14 protein-coding genes are annotated in these 22,206 nt (G+C 44.3%); 3 read left to right on the forward strand and 11 right to left on the reverse strand.

Annotated elements, in window-relative coordinates:
- Positions 1-60: 60 nt before the first annotated feature.
- Together xylA and CJ305_RS11335 are read right to left on the reverse strand one after the other, a co-directional pair.
- The gene (gene xylA, locus CJ305_RS11330) at positions 61-1,371 is read right to left on the reverse strand and encodes a xylose isomerase (RefSeq protein ID WP_099646388.1); all 1,311 of its coding nucleotides are present in this window, start codon (positions 1,369-1,371) and stop codon (positions 61-63) included.
- 10 nt (positions 1,372-1,381) lie between these two features.
- A complete protein-coding gene (locus tag CJ305_RS11335; RefSeq protein ID WP_099646389.1) occupies positions 1,382-2,872 on the reverse strand; it encodes a xylulokinase in 1,491 nt (496 codons plus the stop codon).
- Positions 2,873-2,992: 120 nt separating this feature from the next.
- Here CJ305_RS11335 and CJ305_RS11340 point away from each other — a divergent pair, with 120 nt between their 5' ends.
- Together CJ305_RS11340 and CJ305_RS11345 are read left to right on the forward strand one after the other, a co-directional pair.
- A complete protein-coding gene (locus CJ305_RS11340) occupies positions 2,993-3,712 on the forward strand; it encodes an NUDIX hydrolase (protein WP_099646390.1) in 720 nt (239 codons plus the stop codon).
- A gap of 162 nt (positions 3,713-3,874) precedes the next feature.
- On the forward strand, positions 3,875-4,837 hold the full coding sequence (locus tag CJ305_RS11345; RefSeq protein ID WP_099646469.1) for a glycoside hydrolase family 43 protein: 963 nt from the start codon (positions 3,875-3,877) through the stop codon (positions 4,835-4,837).
- Positions 4,838-4,924: 87 nt separating this feature from the next.
- On the opposite strand, the gene CJ305_RS11350 is transcribed toward CJ305_RS11345, so the two are convergent.
- The 6 genes from CJ305_RS11350 to CJ305_RS11375 all read right to left on the reverse strand — a co-directional run bounded on the left by CJ305_RS11350 (position 4,925) and on the right by CJ305_RS11375 (position 15,388).
- Complete coding sequence (locus tag CJ305_RS11350) at positions 4,925-7,417, reverse strand: glycoside hydrolase family 95 protein (RefSeq protein WP_099646391.1); 2,493 nt, start codon at positions 7,415-7,417, stop codon at positions 4,925-4,927.
- Between the two features lie 37 nt (positions 7,418-7,454).
- Positions 7,455-8,585 carry an acyltransferase family protein gene (locus CJ305_RS11355; RefSeq protein WP_099646392.1) on the reverse strand — a complete coding sequence of 377 codons (1,131 nt, stop codon included), beginning with the start codon at positions 8,583-8,585 and terminating at the stop codon, positions 7,455-7,457.
- Between the two features lie 9 nt (positions 8,586-8,594).
- A complete protein-coding gene (locus tag CJ305_RS11360) occupies positions 8,595-10,853 on the reverse strand; it encodes an alpha-N-acetylglucosaminidase (protein WP_099646393.1) in 2,259 nt (752 codons plus the stop codon).
- Between the two features lie 21 nt (positions 10,854-10,874).
- Positions 10,875-11,738, reverse strand: a complete 864-nt coding sequence (locus tag CJ305_RS11365) for an inositol oxygenase family protein (protein WP_072982827.1) — start codon at positions 11,736-11,738, stop codon at positions 10,875-10,877.
- Positions 11,739-11,813: 75 nt separating this feature from the next.
- Entirely contained in the window at positions 11,814-13,973 is a 2,160-nt protein-coding gene (locus CJ305_RS11370; RefSeq protein ID WP_099646394.1) for a sodium:solute symporter family protein, read from the reverse strand.
- A 2-nt stretch (positions 13,974-13,975) separates the two neighbouring features.
- Positions 13,976-15,388, reverse strand: a complete 1,413-nt coding sequence (locus CJ305_RS11375) for a glycoside hydrolase family 28 protein (RefSeq protein WP_099646395.1) — start codon at positions 15,386-15,388, stop codon at positions 13,976-13,978.
- Between the two features lie 124 nt (positions 15,389-15,512).
- Here CJ305_RS11375 and CJ305_RS11380 point away from each other — a divergent pair, with 124 nt between their 5' ends.
- On the forward strand, positions 15,513-16,211 hold the full coding sequence (locus CJ305_RS11380) for a FadR/GntR family transcriptional regulator (protein ID WP_099646396.1): 699 nt from the start codon (positions 15,513-15,515) through the stop codon (positions 16,209-16,211).
- Between the two features lie 117 nt (positions 16,212-16,328).
- On the opposite strand, the gene CJ305_RS11385 is transcribed toward CJ305_RS11380, so the two are convergent.
- The 3 genes from CJ305_RS11385 to CJ305_RS11395 all read right to left on the reverse strand — a co-directional run bounded on the left by CJ305_RS11385 (position 16,329) and on the right by CJ305_RS11395 (position 22,198).
- Complete coding sequence (locus CJ305_RS11385) at positions 16,329-17,945, reverse strand: RagB/SusD family nutrient uptake outer membrane protein (RefSeq protein ID WP_099646397.1); 1,617 nt, start codon at positions 17,943-17,945, stop codon at positions 16,329-16,331.
- 16 nt (positions 17,946-17,961) lie between these two features.
- Entirely contained in the window at positions 17,962-21,084 is a 3,123-nt protein-coding gene (locus CJ305_RS11390) for a SusC/RagA family TonB-linked outer membrane protein (protein ID WP_223248866.1), read from the reverse strand.
- Positions 21,085-21,340: 256 nt separating this feature from the next.
- The gene (locus CJ305_RS11395) at positions 21,341-22,198 is read right to left on the reverse strand and encodes a fumarylacetoacetate hydrolase family protein (RefSeq protein ID WP_099646399.1); all 858 of its coding nucleotides are present in this window, start codon (positions 22,196-22,198) and stop codon (positions 21,341-21,343) included.
- Between the last annotated feature and the right edge of the window lie 8 nt (positions 22,199-22,206).

Consider the following 22,206-nt stretch of genomic DNA (forward strand, 5'->3'; position numbering starts at 1 on the left):
TTTTAAATAAAAAAGCACCCAGATGGGTGCTTTTTCAGACAATTAATTCGATTTTGTTGCTTAGAACGCGTTGGCAATAATCTGCTCAAACAACTCCTGCTTACCACTATACTGTTTTGGCTCGCCGGTTTGCTTCCCGATTTCGCTCAGTTGCTCTAGAGTAAGTTCTCCTTTTTCAAATTTGGCACCATTACCACCGTCAAAAGACTCGTAGCGTGTTTTACGCAATTCGCTGTATTTGGTATTCTGAAGAATGTGATCTGCTGCGATAAGTCCGCGTGCAAATACATCCATTCCGGAAATATGCGCGATAAATTTATCTTCTAGGTCGGTAGAGTTGCGACGTACTTTAGCATCAAAGTTTACACCACCCCCTTGAATACCACCACCTTCTAGAATGATAAGCATGGCCTGGGTGATTTCGTAAATATCAATAGGGAACTGGTCTGTATCCCAACCGTTTTGGTAGTCCCCACGGTTTGCATCTATACTTCCCAGCATACCGTTATCTACAGCAACCTGCAATTCGTGTTCAAACGTATGAAGGGCAAGCGTAGCGTGATTTACTTCCAGATTCAGTTTAAAATCATCCTGTAAACCGTATTTATTGATGAACCCTAAGGTTGTAGCTGCGTCAAAATCATACTGATGTTTGCTAGGCTCCATCGGTTTAGGCTCGATCAGGAAGTTTCCTTTAAAACCTTCCTTGCGTGCATAGTCTTTTACCATAGTAAGGAAACGCCCCATATGGTCGAGCTCGCGCTTCATATCGGTATTCAACAGGCTCATATACCCTTCGCGACCTCCCCAGAACACGTAGTTCTCACCACCTAAAGCGATGGTGGCATCTACGGCAATTTTTAGCTGAGCGCCGGCGTAGGCAACCACGTCAAAATTAGGATTGGTAGAAGCGCCGTTCATATAGCGTGGGTTGCTAAACAGGTTTGTAGTACCCCAAAGCAATTTGATTCCGCTTTCTTTTTGCTTCATTTGTGCGTACTCCACCATTTGGTGCATACGTTTCTCATACTCGTTTAATGAAGGAGATTCATCTACCACATCAACATCGTGAAAACAGTAGTAAGGCAGATCCATTTTGGTCATAAACTCAAAAGCAGCATCCATCTTATCTTTTGCACGTCCTACCGGATCAGGATTTTTATCCCATTCAAAGGTTTCGGTAGGTGCACCAAACGGGTCTCCCCCTTTATTATTTAGCGTGTGCCAGTAAGCCATCGCAAAGCGAAAATGCTCTTTCATGGTTTTTCCGGCAACCACTCTATCTGCTTCATAGTATTTAAAAGCTAATGGGTTGTCACTGCCTTTTCCTTCAAATTTGATTTTATCAATGTTCTTAAAATAGGTACTCATAGTTTTTGAATTACTCGTTTATTTTTATGTTGTTTTTCCAGGTTTGATACCAGTCTGAATAGATTTTGCCCTGGTCCTTTTGAGGCTCCTGAGTACTTATCAGACTCAGACCCTCATTGGCTTCGTTAAGTGTTTTATAATGCCCAAAACCGTATGCGGCTCCTCGTGCGGCTCCTTCAGCCCCATTGGTTTCATACAATTCGAGCGTGGTTTGCGTGGTGTTGACAAAAATCTCGCGAAACACCGGACTTAAAAATAAGTTGGCGTGCGTGGCCTTTACGCGTTGACCTCCGGCACCAATTTTTTGCATGATTTCGAAACCGTAATTCATAGCAAATACAATTCCTTCGCAAGCGGCACGAACCAGATGCGAGGTTTCGTGGCGGTTAAAGTTTAAGTTCTGTAAACCACTGGTGGCATCTTTATTATTGAAAATGCGTTCTACACCATTTCCAAAAGGGTAAAAACGCAAGCCATCGCTGCCGGCTTTTACTTTTGAAGCCTGCTCGTTCAAGAATTCGTAGGAAACCAGATCTTTAGAACCGGCTGAAACGGTTTTTCTAAGCCATTGATATAGAATTCCTGAGCCGTTAATACACAGTAAAACGCCGTTACGCTTCTGTTGCTCTTCATTATTGACATGTAAAAACGTATTCACACGATTTTCAGGATCAAACGAATCCTGATCGGTCACCGAATAAATTACGGCTGAAGTTCCTGCTGTGGTAGCTATTTCGCCGGGTTCGTTAACATTTAATGACAAGGCATTATTAGGTTGGTCGCCGGCACGGTAGGTTATTTTGACATCTTTAGAAAGTCCCAGTTCGGCTGCAATTTCAGACGAAATTTCGGCCTGATGCCCAAAATTGGAAACAACTTCAGGAATCAGAGATTCGGGTAGTCCCATAGCTTCCAGAACATCTGTTGCCAGAGTTCCTTTTTTGAAATTCCACAATGCTCCTTCAGAAAGGCCTGATTTACTGGTTTGGGCTACGCCCGAAAACTTCGCGGCGAGATAATCTCCCGGAAGCATCATATAAGCTGCCTTTTCAAAAAGTTGCGGCTCATGTTGCTGCACCCATTTTAACTTGGAAGCTGTAAAATTTCCGGGACTTCCCAAAATGCGGGAATGGAAAAAGGCACTGCCTTTATCCTGATAAATATCGCGTCCAATGCTTGCTGCACGACTGTCGCACCAGATAATGGAGGGTCTCAAAACCTTTAAATTTTTATCGGTAAGTACGAGTCCGTGCATTTGATACGAGATGCCAATAGCTCTAATCTGATCAACAGCAACACCCTGAGCCTTTAGTTTTTTAATTCCGTCGCAGGTGTATTGCCACCAGCTTTCCGGGTCTTGCTCTGCCCAACCGGCCTGCGCGGCGTGCATCTGCATTTCGCGATCGGGTACGGTAATATGAGCGATACCTTTTCCGGTATTACCGTCTAAAACAGCAAGTTTAATGGAAGAACTACCCAGGTCAATTCCTAAAAAATACATAGGATCTTTTTTTGAATGAATTCAGTTTTTAATACTCTTATAGTATATTTGACTACAAGTATACGGATAAAAATCTAAAACTGGTCAATTTTTTATACTTTAGCTGTACATTTTTAACCTATGGAGCACCAATCTACCTCAATGCAAATTCCCGAAGCAGAAAAGTCAGTGATTTTAGACAGTATCACCATTGACTGCGTGATTTTTGGTTTTAAAAATGAAGAGCTTGAGGTTCTTTTGGTAAAACACAAAGAGGGGATTAGTAAAGACAAATGGGGTTTACCCGGAGGTTGGATCTATGAAAATGAAGGTATTGATGATGCCGCAAACCGCCTCCTTCTTGAACTTACCGGGATTAAAGATGTTTATCTGGAACAGTTACGGGCATTTGGTGCACCCGATCGTTTTCCACTTTCGCGCGTAATTACCGTAGGCTATTATGCGCTAATTAAAGAAGAAGATTACGATTTGAAAGCAGGTTATACGGCTGCTGAGGTAGCCTGGTTTAAAGTCTCTGAAGTCAAAGATCTGATTTACGATCACCAGCAGATTCTGGAAATAGGTCAAAAACGCCTGCGCAGACGCATCAAACAAGAGCCTATTGGTTTCAATTTACTGCCTGAAAAATTTACCTTATTGCAATTGATGCATTTGTACGAACAGATTTTGGGTTATGAAATGGATAAGCCCAACTTCAGGCGTAAAATTCTTAAAATGGATTTGCTTACTCCATTGGCCGAAAAGCAAAAGGACGTTTCGCACCGCGCTGCGAAGCTCTATCGCTTCAATCCGGAAACCTACAAGAAGCTGTTGGAGAAAGGTTTCAACTTCGAATTTTAAGCTTCAACTTCCGCTTAACTTTTCCACTTTTGGTACTCACCTGATTTAAAAAAGTTAGGGAAACTCATTTATATTTGTTAAACTTGTAGTCAATAATACTATAAGTTGTTTTTCGGCTTTGAAATAACCGGAAATACAAGACTAAACTTTAAAGTAAATCCTATGAAAGAACCCAGATATCTGGTGGATCATGCGTATATGGCAGATCCTTCGGCACATGTTTTTAACGGCAAAATTTATATTTATCCTTCTCATGATGTAGAATCGGGCATTCCTGAAAACGACAACGGCGATCACTTTGATATGCGGGATTATCACGTCTTTTCGATGGAATCTATTGACGGGGAAGTTACCGATCACGGTAAGGCACTTGACGTAAAAGACATTCCTTGGGCCGGTCGCCAGCTATGGGATTGCGATATCGCCCATAAGGACGGGACGTATTACTTGTATTTTCCGCTGAAAGATCAAACGGATATTTTCCGCATTGGTGTGGCTACCAGTGACAAGCCCGAAGGGCCTTTCAAGCCACTTGACGCACCCATGAAGGGCAGCTTTTCTATAGATCCCTGTATTTTTGAGGAAGATGGGAAACACTATATGTATTTTGGCGGTCTCTGGGGCGGACAATTACAACGTTACCGGGATGGGAAAGCCATCGAGTGCGGGTTAGAACCTAAAGAAGATGAACCTGCTTTACCGGCTCGTGTAGCCCGTTTGGCTGATACTATGCTCGAGTTTGCAGAGCCTTCCAAAGCAATTGTCATTTTAGATGAAAACGGAAAGCCGCTAACTGCGGGAGACCACGATCGCCGCTTTTTTGAAGCTTCGTGGATGCATAAGTATAACGGCAAGTATTACTTCTCGTATTCTACCGGAAACACGCACCGGCTGTGTTATGCAACGGGAGACAATCCTTACGGACCGTTTACCTATCAGGGAGTGATTTTGACTCCGGTGGTGGGTTGGACCACGCATCATTCTATCATCGAATTTAAAGGAAAGAGCTACTTATTCTTCCACGACAGTGTGCCTTCTGGTGGAAAAACCTGGTTGCGAAGTATGAAAGTGGTAGAACTGGAATATGATACTGAAGGCCGAATCAAGACTATAGAAGGTCAATAAATTTTGGTCTTAAAATAAAAAAGGCTGTCTTAGGTGTTTATCAATAACACTTACGACAGCCTTTTTCTTTGGCTAATTACTAAATTTTTATGGTGCTAAAACCTGGTAGGTTTCCCCGGCCCTCGTTTCGATTTGAGTAAGGTAATAAGCCCCTTCTTTTTGACTTTCTGCGGAAATTCCTTCCACCTGAATAGGTTGAGCAGTACGGAGTATTAGGGTTCCACCGGACTTTGAATGTATTGTTGCAGATTTCAGTTTGTTTTCTGTCCATTCGATAGCTACTTCAAAGTTTCCGCGGGCTTTAAGACCTTTTACAGAACCGTTTTCCCAGGCACCGGGCAGGGCAGGAAGCAGGTGCAATTCACCCAAATGGCTCTGCAACAGCATTTCGGCTATGCCGGCAGTGGCTCCAAAATTCCCGTCAATCTGAAACGGCGGATGCGCATCAAACAGGTTGGGATAGGTCCCGCCTTTATGCTCTTTGGAGTAGGGGTCAACGTACTGCATCAATTCGCGGATCATCTTATACGCGTGATCGCCATCAAGCAAGCGGGCAGCGAAATTTATTTTCCAGGCTTTGCTCCAGCCCGTCCCTTCATCACCGCGCAGTTCAAAGGTTTTTTCGGTAGCCGCAGCAAGCTCAGGAGTGGTGAGCGGAGAGATGGAAGTGCCGGGATGTAACCCAAATAAGTGCGAAACATGACGATGATGCGGATCTTCTTCTTCAAAGTCCAGATTCCATTCCTGCAACTGGCCTTTCGCTCCTATTTGATAGGGAATCAAACGCTCCTGAGCAGCAACAAGCTTTTCTCTAAACTCAGCGTCGGTACCCAGTACTTCTGAAGCTTTAAGGGTATTGCTGAATAATTCGCGAATGATCGCGAGATCCATAGTTGCCCCTTCGGTAACTGCATAGCCTTTTCCGTCTACCAAAAAGAGGTTTTCAGGAGAGGTAGAAGGTGCTGTAGTCAATTGACCGTCGCGTTCTACCAGCCAGTCTAAAGTAAAAAGAGCTGCTTCTTTCATTACCGGATATACTTTTGCCAGATAGCCTTCATCCTGAGTAAAAGCATAGTGCTCCCAGAGGTGCAGCGTAAGCCAGTTGCCACCCATATACCAGTTTGCCCAAAGCGGATCACCGTCACCAAGATCACCCACCGGGTTTGCCGTAGCCCAGATGTCTGAATTGTGGTGCAAAACCCAGCCTTCTGCATTGTAAAACTCTTTAGCCACACGGCTTCCGGTAACCGAAGCATTTTGAATATAGGCCAAAAACGGCTGATGCATTTCACTCAAATTAGTGGTTTCTGCCGGCCAGTAATTCATTTCGGCATTGATGTTTGTGGTGTAATTTGAACTCCACGGCGGACGCATTTCGTTATTCCAGATTCCCTGAAGATTGGCTGCGATTCCGCCCGGTCTTGAGGAAGAAACCAGTAAATACCTGCCATACTGAAAATACAGAGCTTCCAGATTGGGATCGTTAGCTCCCTGGGAATAGGCTTTTAAACGGGCATCAACAGGTTGTTTTAAAAGGTCTTCCGGAGTTGTGCCCAAATCAAGCGCGACACGGGTCATATAGGCCGAAAAATCGGCGATGTGATCTGCCTTGAGTTGGTCATAAGTTTTAGACGAAGCCGCCTGCATAGATTCACTCGCGAGTTTTGCTTCGTCGAGTCCATCTTTATCCGAGCATTTGTCAAAACCGTTAAAACTGGTTGCTGCGCTAAGCAGTACAACCACTTCGGAAGCATCAGCGATAGCCAGACTGTTATTTTGCACACTGAGATTACCATCGGTTTTAAGCACTTTGATGCGGTATTGAAAACGCATCCCGTCACATCCTTCAGGATCTTCGTAAGTAATAGGCTCTACGCCTTCGGGATTGTAATAGTTGGGGTTTACGTTTGCCGGAGCTTTCCCGCTAACGACCAACACCTGATCTTCAGTTACCGAAACTTCAGAGCGCAGCTGGCTTTGCGCAGAAAGATTCAGGCTCAAGGTTTTTGCGGCATCTGCGGTAAGTTTCATAACCAAAACATTATCGGGTGCCGAAGTAAAGAGCTCACGGTTATACTTTACGCCATCTGCTTCAAATACCGTGGTGGTAATAGCATCGGCCAGGTTCAACGTACGTTTGTAGTTTTGCACCGAATCGTTTTTCAAGTCCTGATGCAAAAGCAAATCACCCATAGGCATATAAGACTGGGTGTAATAGCCCTGCATTTTTTTGGCTAGAAGGGTTGCCTGCTCGTAATCTTTGGCAAAAATAGCTTCGCGTAAGGGTTGTAAATAGGAAGCTGCATCGGGATTAATGCTTTGAGGTACTGGGCCGCCACTGTAAAGCGAACTTTCATTAAGCTGAATCAATTCGTCACTCACACGCCCAAAGACCATCGCACCAATTTTACCATTTCCTATCGGAAGGGCTTCAACCCATTCCCGTGCCGGTGCATCGTACCAAAGCCCGGGTAGTTCAGCTTTTGCTAAATCAGGCTCTTGTATTTCTTCTTTTTTACAGGAAAGAAGTGAAAAAAATACAAGTGTTAGGATATGTGGAAAGCGAAAAAACAGGTTCATGACGGTATTTGAAATTAAAGAGTAGGTTTTAGGGGAATTATATTTTGACGTAGATTTTCTTTTTGTCCATCCAGTAGCCCAAAGCCCAGCACAGGAGCATAAAGACAATAGCGGTCATCAGTGCCCCGAAGGATCCCGGGAAGATGCGCTGAAGAACTTCTTCACTTACCCATTCAAAAGCATCCTGATTTTCATTCACCGGAATGAGGCGTAGCGTGATGTAAAACAATTCAGAAAACAGGTAAATCACCAGCGGATTCTTCCCGAAGGTGTTGAAAAAATCGCTACCAAATTTGATGTTTTTCAATTCGACTGCAAAGATGAGTGCGGCCAGCATAGACAGGTTAAGACCTATGGTTAGCATCGCGAAGGGACTTGTCCACAATTTTTTCGAAATGGGAAAAATTAAGCCCCACCATTCGGCTAAAGCAAAAATGATAAACCCGGCCAGCATCAGTTTGGCAATGGTTTCAAAGGATTTCCCTTTTCGTCTGATAAACACACCGGCGAGATAACCCGCAAGCACGTTTACGATACTGGGCAGGGTGCTCAAAATACCTTCCGGGTCAAAAGGGATGGCGTCTTTTTTATAGATATGGCCCTCGCCCAAAATGGCAAAGTCAAATTTAGCAGCGGCATTGGTAGCCATTTCGAGTTCGCGTCCCGGTTCGCCAAAAGCATACAGAATTCCCCAGTAGGCGAGAAGCATCACAATACACGCGATGAAAATAGCTTTGACTGAAAAATACCTTACCATCACCGCACCAAAAAAGTAGCAAAGAGCAATACGTTGCAAAACACCCATAACCCGGGTTTCCGAAAATGGGGATAACTGCAGTTGCCCGTCATTGTATTCAAAAAAGGGAAACCAGTACATCAGAAAGCCCAGCAGAAAGATGATTGCGGTGCGCTTCAGCACTTTTTTCCAGAAATCTGCAGGTGCAGCCTCCTGAAAGCGGCGCATCGAGAAGCTCATCGCATTACCCACGGCGAATAGAAATGAAGGGAAGACTAAATCTGCCAGTGTAAATCCAAACCATTGCGCGTGCACCAGATACGGATACATTTCGGCACCGGTGCCCGGCGTGTTTACCAAAATCATCAGGGCGATGGTAAGCCCTCTGAATACGTCGAGCGATAAAAAGCGTTCTGAAGTTTTTACGGTCATAAGCAGCGGTTAATAGTTGTAGTCAATAGGCGGCATGATCTTCGTGATCGGGGTGATTTTGCTTCGGTATTTGGTGTGAAGTGCTTTTGCTATTTGGTAAGCGTCACCGCTGGGCTCAGTGTTGTACGATTCTTCTTTGTTAACCCATTCCCATTCCCATTGTTTGATTTTTTCATCAAAAGCTTCCTGATCAAAATTGCCCCAGTCGGATTGAACATCGTTGATGAATTGTTGCCAGCGTGGTTTGTAAAAATCGTTAAGCACCCCGCTCCATTGGCGGCAGGAATACTCGTGCAGGGGATTGTCAGGACCGCCCCAAAGCGTGATGAGGTCGCGGGCATTCCGCTCGTAAAGGGCTTTTTCTTCAGGTGTATTGCCCCAACTTCGTGCATCAGCAATCCAGAGACCCAGCAGGAAGTCTTTTCGCGTAGCAAGCAATTGATCCAAATCACTGATAAGCGTCAACAATTCTTCGCTGTGCTTTTTAAAAGCTTCCTTATCGTTATTGCGGTAGGCTATAGTCATCTGTTGCTGCACAGGCAGCGCATAGTTGGCAAGCACCTGACGGGTAAGATCAACCAGATCGTATTCAAAACCATCAGCATTTTTGAAGGTATCACTTGTGCCAATAAACAAATCCCAGGCGGGCAGCAGGTCAAGCGGATCGTAATTCATCTTGGTGCGTGCCCAGCGGCGGTAGCCTTCAAAAGTAGGACGCGCAGCGATGATAGACTCGGCACCATCGCGTATCGTGGTACCGTTGTAAGCCGTTTCTACCAGAATATCCCAGGCTTTGGTGATGCTATCGTTTACCGCACCATAACGGTTGCGGGTGTACTGCTTCAGCCAGGGCTTGAGCTCGATAGGCGTGTCACGCCAAGTATTATCGGTCATCAGTTCGTAAAGCACCGGGTTTTGCTCAATGGCTTCCATCGTAAGACCGATTCCTTTTAAATTCCCCGAAGTGCTGTCGTTTAAAGCTTTTGCAGGTTCCTGTGCCACCGTCTCGATACGGCCAAACATACTGATGTTTCCGCCAAAATTGTGCAGCATATTCCAGATCCATTGTTTGCCGTAGAAGGCTTCGGTTTGTTTCCAGACGGGTTCAATTTCGGTAGCCAGATCGAGAATGATCATGCGATCATCGGGCACCGTGCTGAGCAAACCTTTTATTTGAGGGGTTTTCCAAAAGTCTTTGTGGCTGTAAAACAACCAGCCCTGCATCACCCAGGTTGCCTCGGGATCTGCGGCTTTCATGCCTTCAAAAATCTTTTCGCTCAACTCACCCAAATACTGCGGATCGTCTGAAGGTGGCTCGTTTTCGTTAAAGGTATCTGCCGTGTAAAGGTGATCTGTACCAAAGACTTCTTCCTGTTTTTCTAAAAAGCGTTTTCCTATTTCTGCGAAAAGCGGATCGCCTGCATCCAGGATGTAAGTGTCGCCAAAATCATTACCCCAATTGGTCTTTTTGAGATTGGCATCGGGGAAGAATTTTTTGAAAGAAGCCGGAACGTGACCGGTAAATGCCGGAAGTACGGGCTTCATTCCCAGTTCGCGTGAGCGCTGTAAAATCTTTTTCTGCAAATCGCGATGGCTTTCTTTCCAGCTTTGCGGAAGCGGGCCGCCCCAGCCGTCCAGATTTCCCATCCAAAACCAGGAGAAATACGAAGGACCGCTGAAAAAGTCGTTGAGGTCTTCATCGGTAAAGCCGTACGACTTGTAAACTTCGTCCCAAATGTATTCTTCACCGGTTATGGCTAAAGGCATATTGATACCGTGAAGCGCCATCCAGTCGATTTCCTTTTCCCAGCGTTCCCAATCCCACCAGCTCATCGAGTAGTTGAAGGTGCAGTAGTTGAGGTAGTAGCGGTACTCGTAAGGCGATTCTTTGCGTACCGGTTGTTCAGGCAGGGGCAGGGTTTCCGGGAAGTTGAGGTTGGTGCCATTCCAGGTGATCTGCCCGTGAGCATACTCTTTGATATAATAATACAGGGCCGAAGCAATAGCCACGCCGTTATTTGCCCTTAAACTGATTTTACCATCCTGAGCTGCGATTTCAAAAGCCTGATCGCCGACACCGGGTAGCGAATCAATACTGAATTGGTCTGCATACTCGGGCACCACGCGTTTTAGGAGACTCTTGTAGGGCGTTTCTTCCTGAGCCTGAATTTCTGCTTCTTTTTCTTTTTTACAGGAATTAAGCCCTGCAAGCATAAAAATGCAACAGGCAAGCTTTAAGACAAATTGGTATTTCGGTTTAAGAATCATAACAGGTACTATAAAAATAATCTAAAACTTTAGGGTGTCCGGCAGGAACTTGGCAGCCAAATCCTCGTAATAGGGACGCAATTCTTTTACGTTTGGCGGGGTAGGAGCCTTGGAATATAAATCATAGGGATTGAATTTTTCTACCCACTTAAACATCTCGTGATCGTGTTTGCTCATCAGGTGATCATAAGCGCCCTCACGGTGTTGTGAGTAAAACGAATGATAGCGTATCATATATAAAGCCGGCTCGGGCAGATAGTCTTTCATAATGTGGTACAGGTACTCATCGTGACCCCAGGACATGTGCACATTGTCTAAGCCGCAGTTGGGTTTGTAAACCCCGTATTTGGTATTGAGGCGCTCATTAGTATAATCGGGATTTTGCTTGAAAAATTCCGGATACACGATTTTGTCTGAATAGGCACAACCTACCGGAAAGGTATCGCCCACAACAGCCCACTGCGGTTCGCCAAAAAGGCACAATACTTTACCCAGATCGTGTAAGAAACCGGTAAGCACAAACCAATCCGGATGCCCGTCTGCACGTATGGCTTCAGAGGTTTGCAGTAAGTGCTGAGTTTGATCGAGGTCAATGTCCGGGTCAGAGTCATCAACGAGCGTATTTAAAAATTCGACTGCATCCCAAAGCGACATCTCACGACGGTTAAATTTGAGGAAGTCGTTTTTCTTTTCGAGCACAAAATCATAGGTCTGGTTGATGTGATTGATGCGGTAAAACTCTTTTACCGTATCACGAGCCGGAGCTTCGTAATTGCGAAATTCTTCCTTGGCTTTATGAGCCTCTTCAGGATAACGGCGCACCACGTCATCTTCCCACTCGTCAAGACTGCCCAGCGGCTGCGCGTTTTGATTGCTATCTTTCATAACTATAAATTCAGGTTAAACAGTTCTTTTTTATTTTTTTGCGGTTTTTCTATTTCCATTTTATCAATTCATTAATCAGGACCCGAGGGAAACCATCAGGTAGAGCAAACCAATAATGAGTACAACAACAAGACAGGCGAGCAGGAAGCCCGTGCTGTCCTTTCTATTCCAAGTGTACAATTCCCAATTGCTGTTGGGGAACAAAAGCCTTTCCGTAACCGGTTGATTTTTTAAGGTACTGTTGTCAATTGCCCGGGTGCGCATCTTCTGGTAGAAGAACTTTAAATGATCGTCAGGATCAGGTTTTGTTGCCAAAGCGATGAAGATGAGTACCAAAAAAGGAAATAACAAACGGATACCGAGTCTTATGGTTTCGTTTAAAGCATAGGGATTCCTGGAAAGATCCCAGCCCAGACTGTCTAGCAGGTACAATTCCAGATAAATGTAGCCGCGGCCGTAGCGCTCATCAGCTTTGGTTACCGAAACTCCTTTAGACCAAAATATAGCCTGTTGCGGCATCGCGTAGTCTACCGCGTTAGTACCTCCCAGCGCAAGTGCTTCCGGTTTTTTGATTTGATCTTTTTCGCTTTGCGGAAGTTTTTCCCACTGCGCGATATCGTGTTTTCGGTTTTCAAGATCTCCTTCTTTTACCTCGTAATTTCGGGTAACGATGCGTGATTCGGTGAGCTTCGTAAGGCTTTCATCGGTGCGCATCGCCGGAAAGACTACCGGCAGGATCGTAGGAATCAGGTAAAAGAGCAGAAAGGTGAGCAGGATCGAACACCAGGCTGCAATTCGGTTGGCACGTCGCCATTTTAGTCCCAGCCAGAATGCGGCGACAAACACCACAAAGAACTCCCAGATAAACTTTAAAATCTGAAGAATCGTATCAAACTGAGTTGTGATTACCGCAGCCCCTATGAGAAAAATAGCGCCCGATATTCTACCGGCCCAGATGTAATGTCGGGCAGAGCGTTCCGGGTAGAAATACTTATAAAAGTTGTTGACGATGAGTCCGGAAACGGTAATCATCAGGCAATCTGCCGTTGACATCAAGGCCGCCATCAGACTGGCCAGCATCAATCCTACCAGACCTAATCCCAGCGGTGCCAGTAGTTGTGTGGTGGCATGACCCCAAACGAAATCGGAGTTCATGATTTTACCCCCATAGAGCAAAATGGCGCAAAGTCCTACCATTCCCCAGAGGATGGTCACAATACGTTTCATAAAAGTACCAGTAACAAATCCTGTGCGTGCCGCGTCTTCACTTTTTGCAGCACCGGCAGTTACCAGCTGGTTGGGCTGAGCTACGACCGTCATCCCCGATACCAGGGCCGCCATAATGATAAAATACCAGGTAAAGTCTAAGGTCGCAGGCGAACCAAAAACTTCAAAAGTACTTTCGGGCAATTGCTCGTGTAGGTTAGTAAGCGCCTGCATCATGCCGCTACCGCCAAATTGCTGATTAATCGCCTGCCAGGCGAAGGGTATGAGAATGATTGAAAGTAGAATGATAAAAATTCCCTGAAGCAAATCGGTGTAAAACGCGGCTTCGAGTCCTCCCAATGCCGTATAAAACAGCACGATAAAACAGATGGTCCAGATGAGTACATCTTCAGAAAAATAACTGAAGAGCGCTCGTGGATTTTCCTGTCTAAGTTCAGTTAATTCCTGTTTCTCGGCCTGAGAGAGGTAGGTGAAGTTTTCGTTAGAAAGTTCAAAAAGGCGATCTGCTTTTTCTTTTTCGAGCTTTTCGGTTGCAGTCAGCGCGGTTTCCGGCTTTCCGGTCATTGCCAGAGCCGTGGTGGTCACCGCTTTATAACCTACCGAAAGTAAACCCATCATGCCAATGGTTCCCACCAGGGCATAGGTTGCGGCCATTTTTCGCGAAGCGTAACGCTCCTCATAAAAATCGCCCATCGTGGTGATGCGTAGGCGTCGCAACCAGGGAGCTGTAATCCAAAACAGGGGAGTGGCAAAAAGCATTAGAAGCGAACTCCAGATGCCGCTGGCGCCGTTTTTAAAGGTTGTGGTCGCCACTCCTGCGGGGCCATCGGCTGAGGTAGCCTGCCCAAAACTGGCGAAGGTTGAGAAGAGTTTTCCAAATTTTCTGCCTCCCAGAAAATAGTCTTCTTCCTTTTTGATCTTGAGGCTAGACCGTATGCCGATATATACGATGACACCAAAGTAAAGCGCCAGTACTATTATATCCAGATATGATAAGCCTAAAATCATGATTAATTTGAAATTTTTTCGAGTTGTGTTTGTCCTTGCTTAACGATGCTTTCCAAATGATCAAATGCTGCTGAACCATTAAAATTATCGAGAACCAGTGGGGTGATATTTTCCGCATAAACCGCATTGCCGTAATAATCGGGTCTTTGAGCTCCCCAGTTTACCGTGGTATTTGAGATGTATACATTGCTGGCATTTACCATATAAAAACCGGCGGTTTGCTCGCCGATGAAATCAGCATCCTTACACGGTCTGCAATCGTAATACCCTCCCGGATATTCGGTGGTTTTTGAAATCTCGAGGTCAATGTCGTTGAAGCGGATGTTATCCAGAAGATCTGGCGATGCCGCTCCCAGAAAAATCCCGTTTTCACTTTTACATCTGATGTTTGCAAAGGTGATATTAGAAACCTTACCAATACCGGCTTCGGCAGCTCCGGGCTTTAGTCTCCAGCCCGCGTCTTTGTGATCGTGCGAGGCACGTGGATAGGCGGTAATGTAGATAGGCTCTGCCATTCCCCACCAGACGTCAGAAAACTGCTTGCATTCAACCATAATATTCGAAAAAATGATGTCTGACACGGTGCCTTCATCGCGGTTTTGAATACCTATACCCCGGCAACTGCCTGTAATAATGCAGTTATTAAAGGTAACGTGGCTGATGGCATCCATATTTTCAGAACCAATTTTAATAGCGCACGAAGTGCTGATGAGGGTACAGTTTGAAATTACGATATTTTTGCAAGGGCCTAACTCTTCGTATTCTCTTCGGTTTTTAAGGCAAATACAGTCGTCACCAGATTCGATATGGCAATTGCTGATGCGTACATTTTGGCAGTGATCAAGATCAATACCATCGCTGTTGCGTACTTTAAGGTCGTTATAGATCGAAATATTTGCGATAGAAACGTCGTAACAACCTATAAAATGCAGCGCCCAGTAGGCAGCATTGCTAACCGTAATGCCGTGCATTTTTACATTTTTACAGGATACCAGTGTGAGTATGTGCGGTCTGGGATCTATCGTCTCAAAAGGCTTCAGTTCATAGGAATCGTGAAGCTCATCGCCCATAAAAAAGATACCGTTGCCATCTATAGTGCCCCCACCGGTAATGGAAATCTGGCTGAGGTTTTCTCCACCTATCCAGATGGTACCTTCACCCAGATTTTGTCTGAACGCGCTTTTTACATAAACACTTTCGTCAGGAAAGGCCTTGAGTACTGCGCCCTGCTCCAGGTGTAATTCAATATTTGATTTGAGGTCAAAGGGGCCCGACAGGAAGGGTTTTCCAGCAGGTATAACGACTTTGCCGCCGCCATTTGCAGCGCAACTATCTATAGCCTTTTGAATGGAAACCGCATTATTCGTAAAATTATCATTTACGGCTCCAAATTCATGTATATTCGTTATGTTCATTAATTTTATATGTAGGACATATTTTAGATAGCAATATATTTAAAATATGTGTTAAAATTACATTTGGAATGTCTTAAGTTTTCAATGTTTTTATCAGAAATTTGCCACTAACCATCAAATCGCTATGTCTTCTAAAATAAAGCCCATTAAATCAGTTTCTCTGGTAGAGCAGGTAGAACAACGTATTCTTGAATTTTTAAAAGAGAATCGTTTCAAGTCTGGAGATTCCTTACCCGGAGAAATAGAGCTCGCCGAAAATCTGGGCGTTAGCCGAAACATCGTGCGTGAGTCACTTAGCCGTTTGCGTATGCTGGGCGTCGTTGAGTCTAAAAAACGCAAGGGAATGTTTATAGCAGAACCCGATATTTTAAGTGGAATAGAACGCATCATGGACCCCGACCTGCTTGGCGAAGAAGCTATGCAACACATATTTGAGTTGCGACTGGTGCTTGAAGTAGGTATGAGTGAATTGCTGTTCATTAGAAAAAATGATTCTGATGTTGTTAATTTACAGGAGATTGTAGACCGGGAGGCTAATGACCCCCTTTGTAAAACCGATCTTCAAACCCGTCTGGCTTACGAGATTGAGTTTCACTCCTATCTCTATAAGATGTCTGGAAATGGTACTCTAAACCGTTTTCAGTCTATGCTTTTACCCGTTTTTCACTATATGATGCAGCAGGAATCAAAGTCTGCGGCAGAACCCAAGCGGGGTAGTATCTCACATAATGATCTGGTTGAAACCTTGCGTAGTGGCACTGCTTATGAATTTAGAGAAAACATGCGCAATCACCTTACACCGCACTTTAGCAAACTGAGTTAAGATTTGACTTGTTTGGCTCAGCCTTACGATATAATAAGCTGAGGTAGTTTTTCTATACTGAATAAAAAAAAATCCGTCAATCCGGGCCTTGCCTTGAGATTGACGGATTTTCTAGTTTTAGTAACCCGGGTTTTGGCTAATTGTTTTTCCGGAAGCATCAATCTCAGACTGTGGTATGGGTCTTAGACGGTGTTTTTCGGCTATTGCATTGTTAAGCGCTGCGTGGGGGTTGTATTCTAAAACGCGTGATATTAATGTACCGGTACGTTTTAGGTCCATCCAGCGGTTTACTTCGCCAACCAATTCACGGGCACGCTCATCTAGAATAAGAGCCAGATCCACATCTCCTGCAGTAAGCGGGGTTGTAATACCTGCACGTGAACGTACGGCATTAAGATAGGTTGCAGCAGCACCCGGATTATTGTTTTGCAATGCAGCTTCGGCAGCAATCAGATAGGCCTCAGCTCCACGCATAATAACCATATCGCGATCTCCAAAGGCACGCTCGTTGGCATACGTAAACGGAGCGCCCGGGTCGTCAAACTTCTTGAACATCGGCCAGTGAACATTCGTAACTCCATCATTAACCAGATACTGATCTGGATTGATTACCGCGTAAGGCTTACTGTCTATGCGCTCCTGACTCCAGGCTGTTTTTGGGAAATAAATAGCCGTATCGCCTACTTCAAGACCGTCTTCAGCTACATCTGCGTAAATAACATATCTTAACGTTTCCTCATTACGGGTATCTTCCTCATCAAACATATTGAAGAAAAACGGAGTAGGCATTCTTCCTATACCATTTTGATATAAACTACCACGGGCTAAACCGGGATAGTTGAAGTATTCAAACTTATACAATAAGTGTTTGGTATTACCCCAGCCCAAACTCGAGGTTTCGGTACCAAACAGGAAAGAGAAGACCACTTCGTCGTTGCGTTGGTTTTCAATATCAACCACATCTGCAAATGTAGGCTCAAGCGGGTGATTGTCTATCACGGTTTCTGCCAGGGCAATCGCACGGGTATAATCGTCTGATGCGGCAAAAGACTTGTAACCACGGGTCAATAAAACTTTAGAAAGTAGGTGACGTGCGGCATCTTTAGATACACGACCAAATTCTTCCGGATTTTCATCAACCGCATTGATGGCATCGTTAAGGTCACTTACGATCAGCTCATAAACTTCCTGCTCTTCATCACGTGGGAAATCAGATTGAGCTGTAGTAATAGGTTCGGTGACAATAGGTACTCCACCATAGTTCTCTACCAGATTGAAATAAGACCAGGCTCTGAAGAATTTAGCTTCGCCAATCCCTCTGTTTTTCAGACTTTCTTCAACACCTTCAATTAAATCTGCATTGGCGAGCAAGGTATTTGCAGCAGCAATCTGCTTGTACTGATTAGACCAGTACACCTGCAATACATAGTTTGATGCGTTTAGATCTACATAGTCATTTATGGCGTCAGTACCGGTAAGAGGTGAGGCTCTTGTCACGATATCGGTACCCAGGTCTTCCAGTACATAAAGCATGTCTGGCTGATAGTGGGTAGTGTTTTCGCGTGTTATTTCGTAGATGTAGTTAACGAGTTGGACGAAACTTTCCGAATTCTCCCGTGAAGATGGAATACTGATCGCCTGTCTGTTTGTTTCCTCCAGGAAATCGTCGCAACCGGTTACCAGCGTACCGGTAAGCAGTAAAGCGAGTGCTGAAGTATAAATTGATTTTTTCATAATACTAATTATTTTTTTAGAATGTAAAGTTTATACCGGCCATGTAGGTGCGTGCCATAAATGAGGCGCCATAAGTATTTCTACCGGCGTTTTCAGGATCCCAACCATCATATTCTGAAAAGGTGAATGGGTTTTGAACGGTAGTGTATAAACGTAATTTTTGAATTCCGAATTTTCGAATAGTCTCCTGAGGAAGCGCGTATCCCAAAGTCATAAAACCAACTTTTACAAAAGATACATCCATGTTCTTAATTGCTCCCTGGTATGGACCACCGTTACCGGGCTGAAACCAGTTGTTAGTAGGATTGGTTGGTGTCCAGTAGTTCGTGTCGTAACCATTCCATAAACGAGCGGGTTCACCATCATAGGAGAATGCACGTGCATTGTGGAAATTACTGGAGATGGTAACACCCTGGCTGGTGTACACAAAGAAAGAGAAGTCAAAATTCTTATAGTTCATTGTACTGGTAAAACCTCCGGTCCATTTAGGGAGTGGGTTTCCAAGAATTACGCGGTCTCCCTGCTCTGTGATTTGCCCATCCCCATTCACGTCAACCACACGTACCTGACCCGGCTTTTGACCGTAGGTAGCCGCTTCTGCAGCTTCATCCAGTTGCCAGATTCCGTCAAATTTAAATCCGTAAAGCGATCCCGTAGGTTCTCCTACTCGGTGGATGAAAGTACCTCCCTGAGCTCCAAAAATGATTTCGTCACTATTTCCGTATAGGTTAACAATCTCATTACGGTTGCTGGCAAAGTTTAGATTGGTACTCCATTTAAAGTCTTCACCATCAAAGATCTTGGCGTTAAGACCAACTTCAATACCTTGGTTACGAGATTCCCCGATGTTATCAAAAGTTCCTCCAAAACCAGTCACGTTAGGTAAAGGTCTGTAGAAGATGATGTCTTTAATATCTCTGTTGTAGATGTCAACACTACCGGTAAGTCTGTTGTTCAGGAAGCCGAAATCAAGACCAAAGTTAACCTCAGAAGTACGCTCCCAGCTTAAGTCCTGGTTTGCCAGACCGTTAACGTACAATGTAGGTACACTCGCGTCGCCTATATTCGTGTAGCTTGACTCAAGTAATGAAAGTGTACCTAATGGATTTAATCCTCCACCAATACCGTTATTACCGGTCTGACCATAACTTAAACGCAATTTCAGATCTGAAAATACTTTTTGGTTACGCATAAAATCTTCACGTATCACACGGTAAGCGAATGAAGCTGAAGGGAAAAAGGCCCATTTGTTGTCGTCAGATAATACAGATGCTCCGTCATATCTACCCGTAAGGGTAAGAATGTATCGATCCATCAAATTGTAATTAAGACGAGCGGTGTAGGACTCTAAAGTTTGTCTGCTAAAACCACTTCCGTAGGAGTTTACGTTAGAACCTGCTCCCAGATTATAGAATAAAAAGTTGTCTGAAGTAAAGTTTCTAACCTGGATGCGGTAAGATTCATTGTCCTGTAAAAATCTGGAGTACACCAGAGTAGCAGCAAGACTGTTGTCCTTATTAATGTCAAGACTGTAGTCAACAATATTATCCCATGTGTACGAATAATCGAGGAAGTTGTTGACCTCTGCCCGGGTATTACTCTGGTTACCGATTGTACTTTTGGTTAACAAACCGCGATATTCACCTATCCGTGTGTATTTTACGTTAGGAGCAAATTTTGTAGTAATGCTCAAACCTTCTACCGGCTTTACGCTAAGTGAAATATTACCGATAAAATTGATGTACTTATTCTCAAGTTTCCAGTTTTGCGTATCGAAAATAGGATTACTTACCTGAGTTTCTTTTTGGGTTGGTAAGAAAAGCAAATCTCCGTTGTCGTCATAGGCTCTACCAATTGGTTTTAGACGGTATGCACTTCTGAAAGCTTCTAAACTACCTTCATTGGTTGTAGCCAAAGTAACGTAGTTATCATACCCAAAGGTTAACCAATCTGTAAGATCGCTTTGAATATTTCCTTTCAGGGTATAACGGTTAAAGTCTTCTCCGTAAATAGTTCCCTGATCTTCAGTATACCCCAAACCGGCGGCATAAACGGTTTTGTCGTTACCTCCACTGATATCAAGGGTGTGGTTCTGTTGGAAACCATTACGGGTAATCAAATCTACCCAGTCTGTACTTACACCGTTCGCGATGTTTTCACGTTCTTCTTCACTCAGGTAATCGTTGATATTTACTGCTTCGGCAGAATACTGACTGAAATTTCCATCCTGATTAGAAGCAAACTGGTTACCTACCACCACATCTCTTAAGAATGGAATATAGGTCTGACCGTTAAAAACAGGAGGAAGGTTATAAATTTCTTTAAAACCTATGTAGTTGTTGTAACGTACGGTTACCTTACCTTCTTTTCCTTTTTTAGTCTGAATAATTACAACTCCGTTGGTACCACGTGAACCGTAGATCGCAGCAGAAGCCGCATCTTTAAGTACATCCATACGTTCAATATCTGCGGGGTTCAGGAAGGAAATATCATCAACAAAGATTCCGTCTACTACAAATAATGGGTTTTGTCCCGGGCTATAACCTCCATTACCCGCACCGGTATTAATGGTGTTAGCACCCCGTACACGAATGTTGAAACCTCCTGCACCGGGCTTGTTGTCTGTACGTTGCACGGTAACACCAGCAACCTGTCCCTGAATAGAAGAAACCGCGTCTACTTTATTAGTTTGTTCAAGTACTTCACTGCTTACGGTAGATACAGATCCGGTAAGGTTAGATCGTTTTACTTTACCATAACCAATAATAGCCACCTCTTCAAGCGACTGAACATCGGTTTCCATATTAACGGTTAGTGAGGTTTGATCGCCTACAGGTACTTCCTGCTTCATATAACCTACATAACTAAACACCAATACGGCGCCCGGCTCAACCTGTAGTTGAAAAGAACCGTCAAAATCTGTAATCGTACCTGTTGTTGTTCCTTTAATACTCACACTTACGCCGGGAAGTGTCTCTCCCGATTCGGTGTCGTAAACAACTCCCGAAATCGTTTTCTGATCATAATTGTCAAAAACTTCTCCCAATGCCGGAGAAGCCATAATTGTGGTTGTTCCCAGCAATGCCAGTACCACGAGTGTGATCTGTTTAAGCATCCTGAGTTGTAAAAGTGTTCTCATAAATGTTGTTTTAGTTTTGATATTCAAATCATTATGTATTTATGTAATTATGTAGTACATAACAAGATTAAGAAAATATTTTGATATTCCCAGCGCACGGGTTAAAATTTTAACATTTGATGGAAAATTGCAGTTTTTGGGTTGAGTTATTCAAACTATTTGGGATGAAAATAGGTTATGCCAGATATAGAAAAAGTCCTAAAAGTATACTAACGAAAACTTTTTAGGACTTCCTAAGTTGAAGATGCTTAACCTTTTATCTCGAGTAGGCACGGGCTGTTTGTCTGGAAGTGCCCAGACCTTCAATACCCAATTCAACCACATCCCCGGGTTTTAAATAACGAGGCGGTTTAAAGCCCATTCCCACCCCAAAAGGAGTACCGGTAGAAATAATATCTCCGGGAAGCAGGGTCATAAACTGGCTGATGTAACTCACCACCTGTTGCACATTAAATACAAAATCTGAGGTGTTGCTGTTTTGCAATTGCTCCCCATTTAGTTTTAGCCATAAATTGAGTTTGTTGGGATCTTTGATTTCATCTTTGGTTGCGATAAACGGACCTAAAGGCGCAAAGGTGTCGCAGCTCTTCCCTTTAACCCATTGACCGGCACGCTCAATCTGAAAAGCCCGCTCGCTGTAATCGTTGTGCAGGGTATAACCGGCCACATAATCTAAAGCTTCGGCTTCGCTCACATAAGAGGCCTTTTTGCCAATAACCACTGCCAGCTCCACTTCCCAATCGGTTTTCTCGCTGCCTTTGGGGATGATGACATCGTCGTTAGGACCCACGATGGCCGAAGTGGCCTTAAAGAACAAAATGGGTTCTTTGGGCACTTCCATTCCGGTTTCTTTGGCATGCGAAACGTAGTTAAGACCTATACATACAATTTTGGAGGGTCTAACCAAAGGTGCTCCAAGTCGGGTTTCTGCGGAAACTTCCGGACAATTATCCTGTTCGCTGCTCAACCACGATTGTAAGCGGTTAAGACCGTCATTTTCAAAAAAGGCTTCGGTGTAATCTTCGCCAAAAGCCGATACATCTATGCGTTTACCCGAATCGAGTTGTACTCCGGGTTTTTCTTTTCCGGCTGCGCCGAAACGTATTAGTTTCATAATCTTCT

Origin of the sequence: Leeuwenhoekiella nanhaiensis, assembly GCF_002744755.1 — a bacterium.
GTDB classification, from domain to species: Bacteria; Bacteroidota; Bacteroidia; order Flavobacteriales; family Flavobacteriaceae; genus Leeuwenhoekiella; species Leeuwenhoekiella nanhaiensis.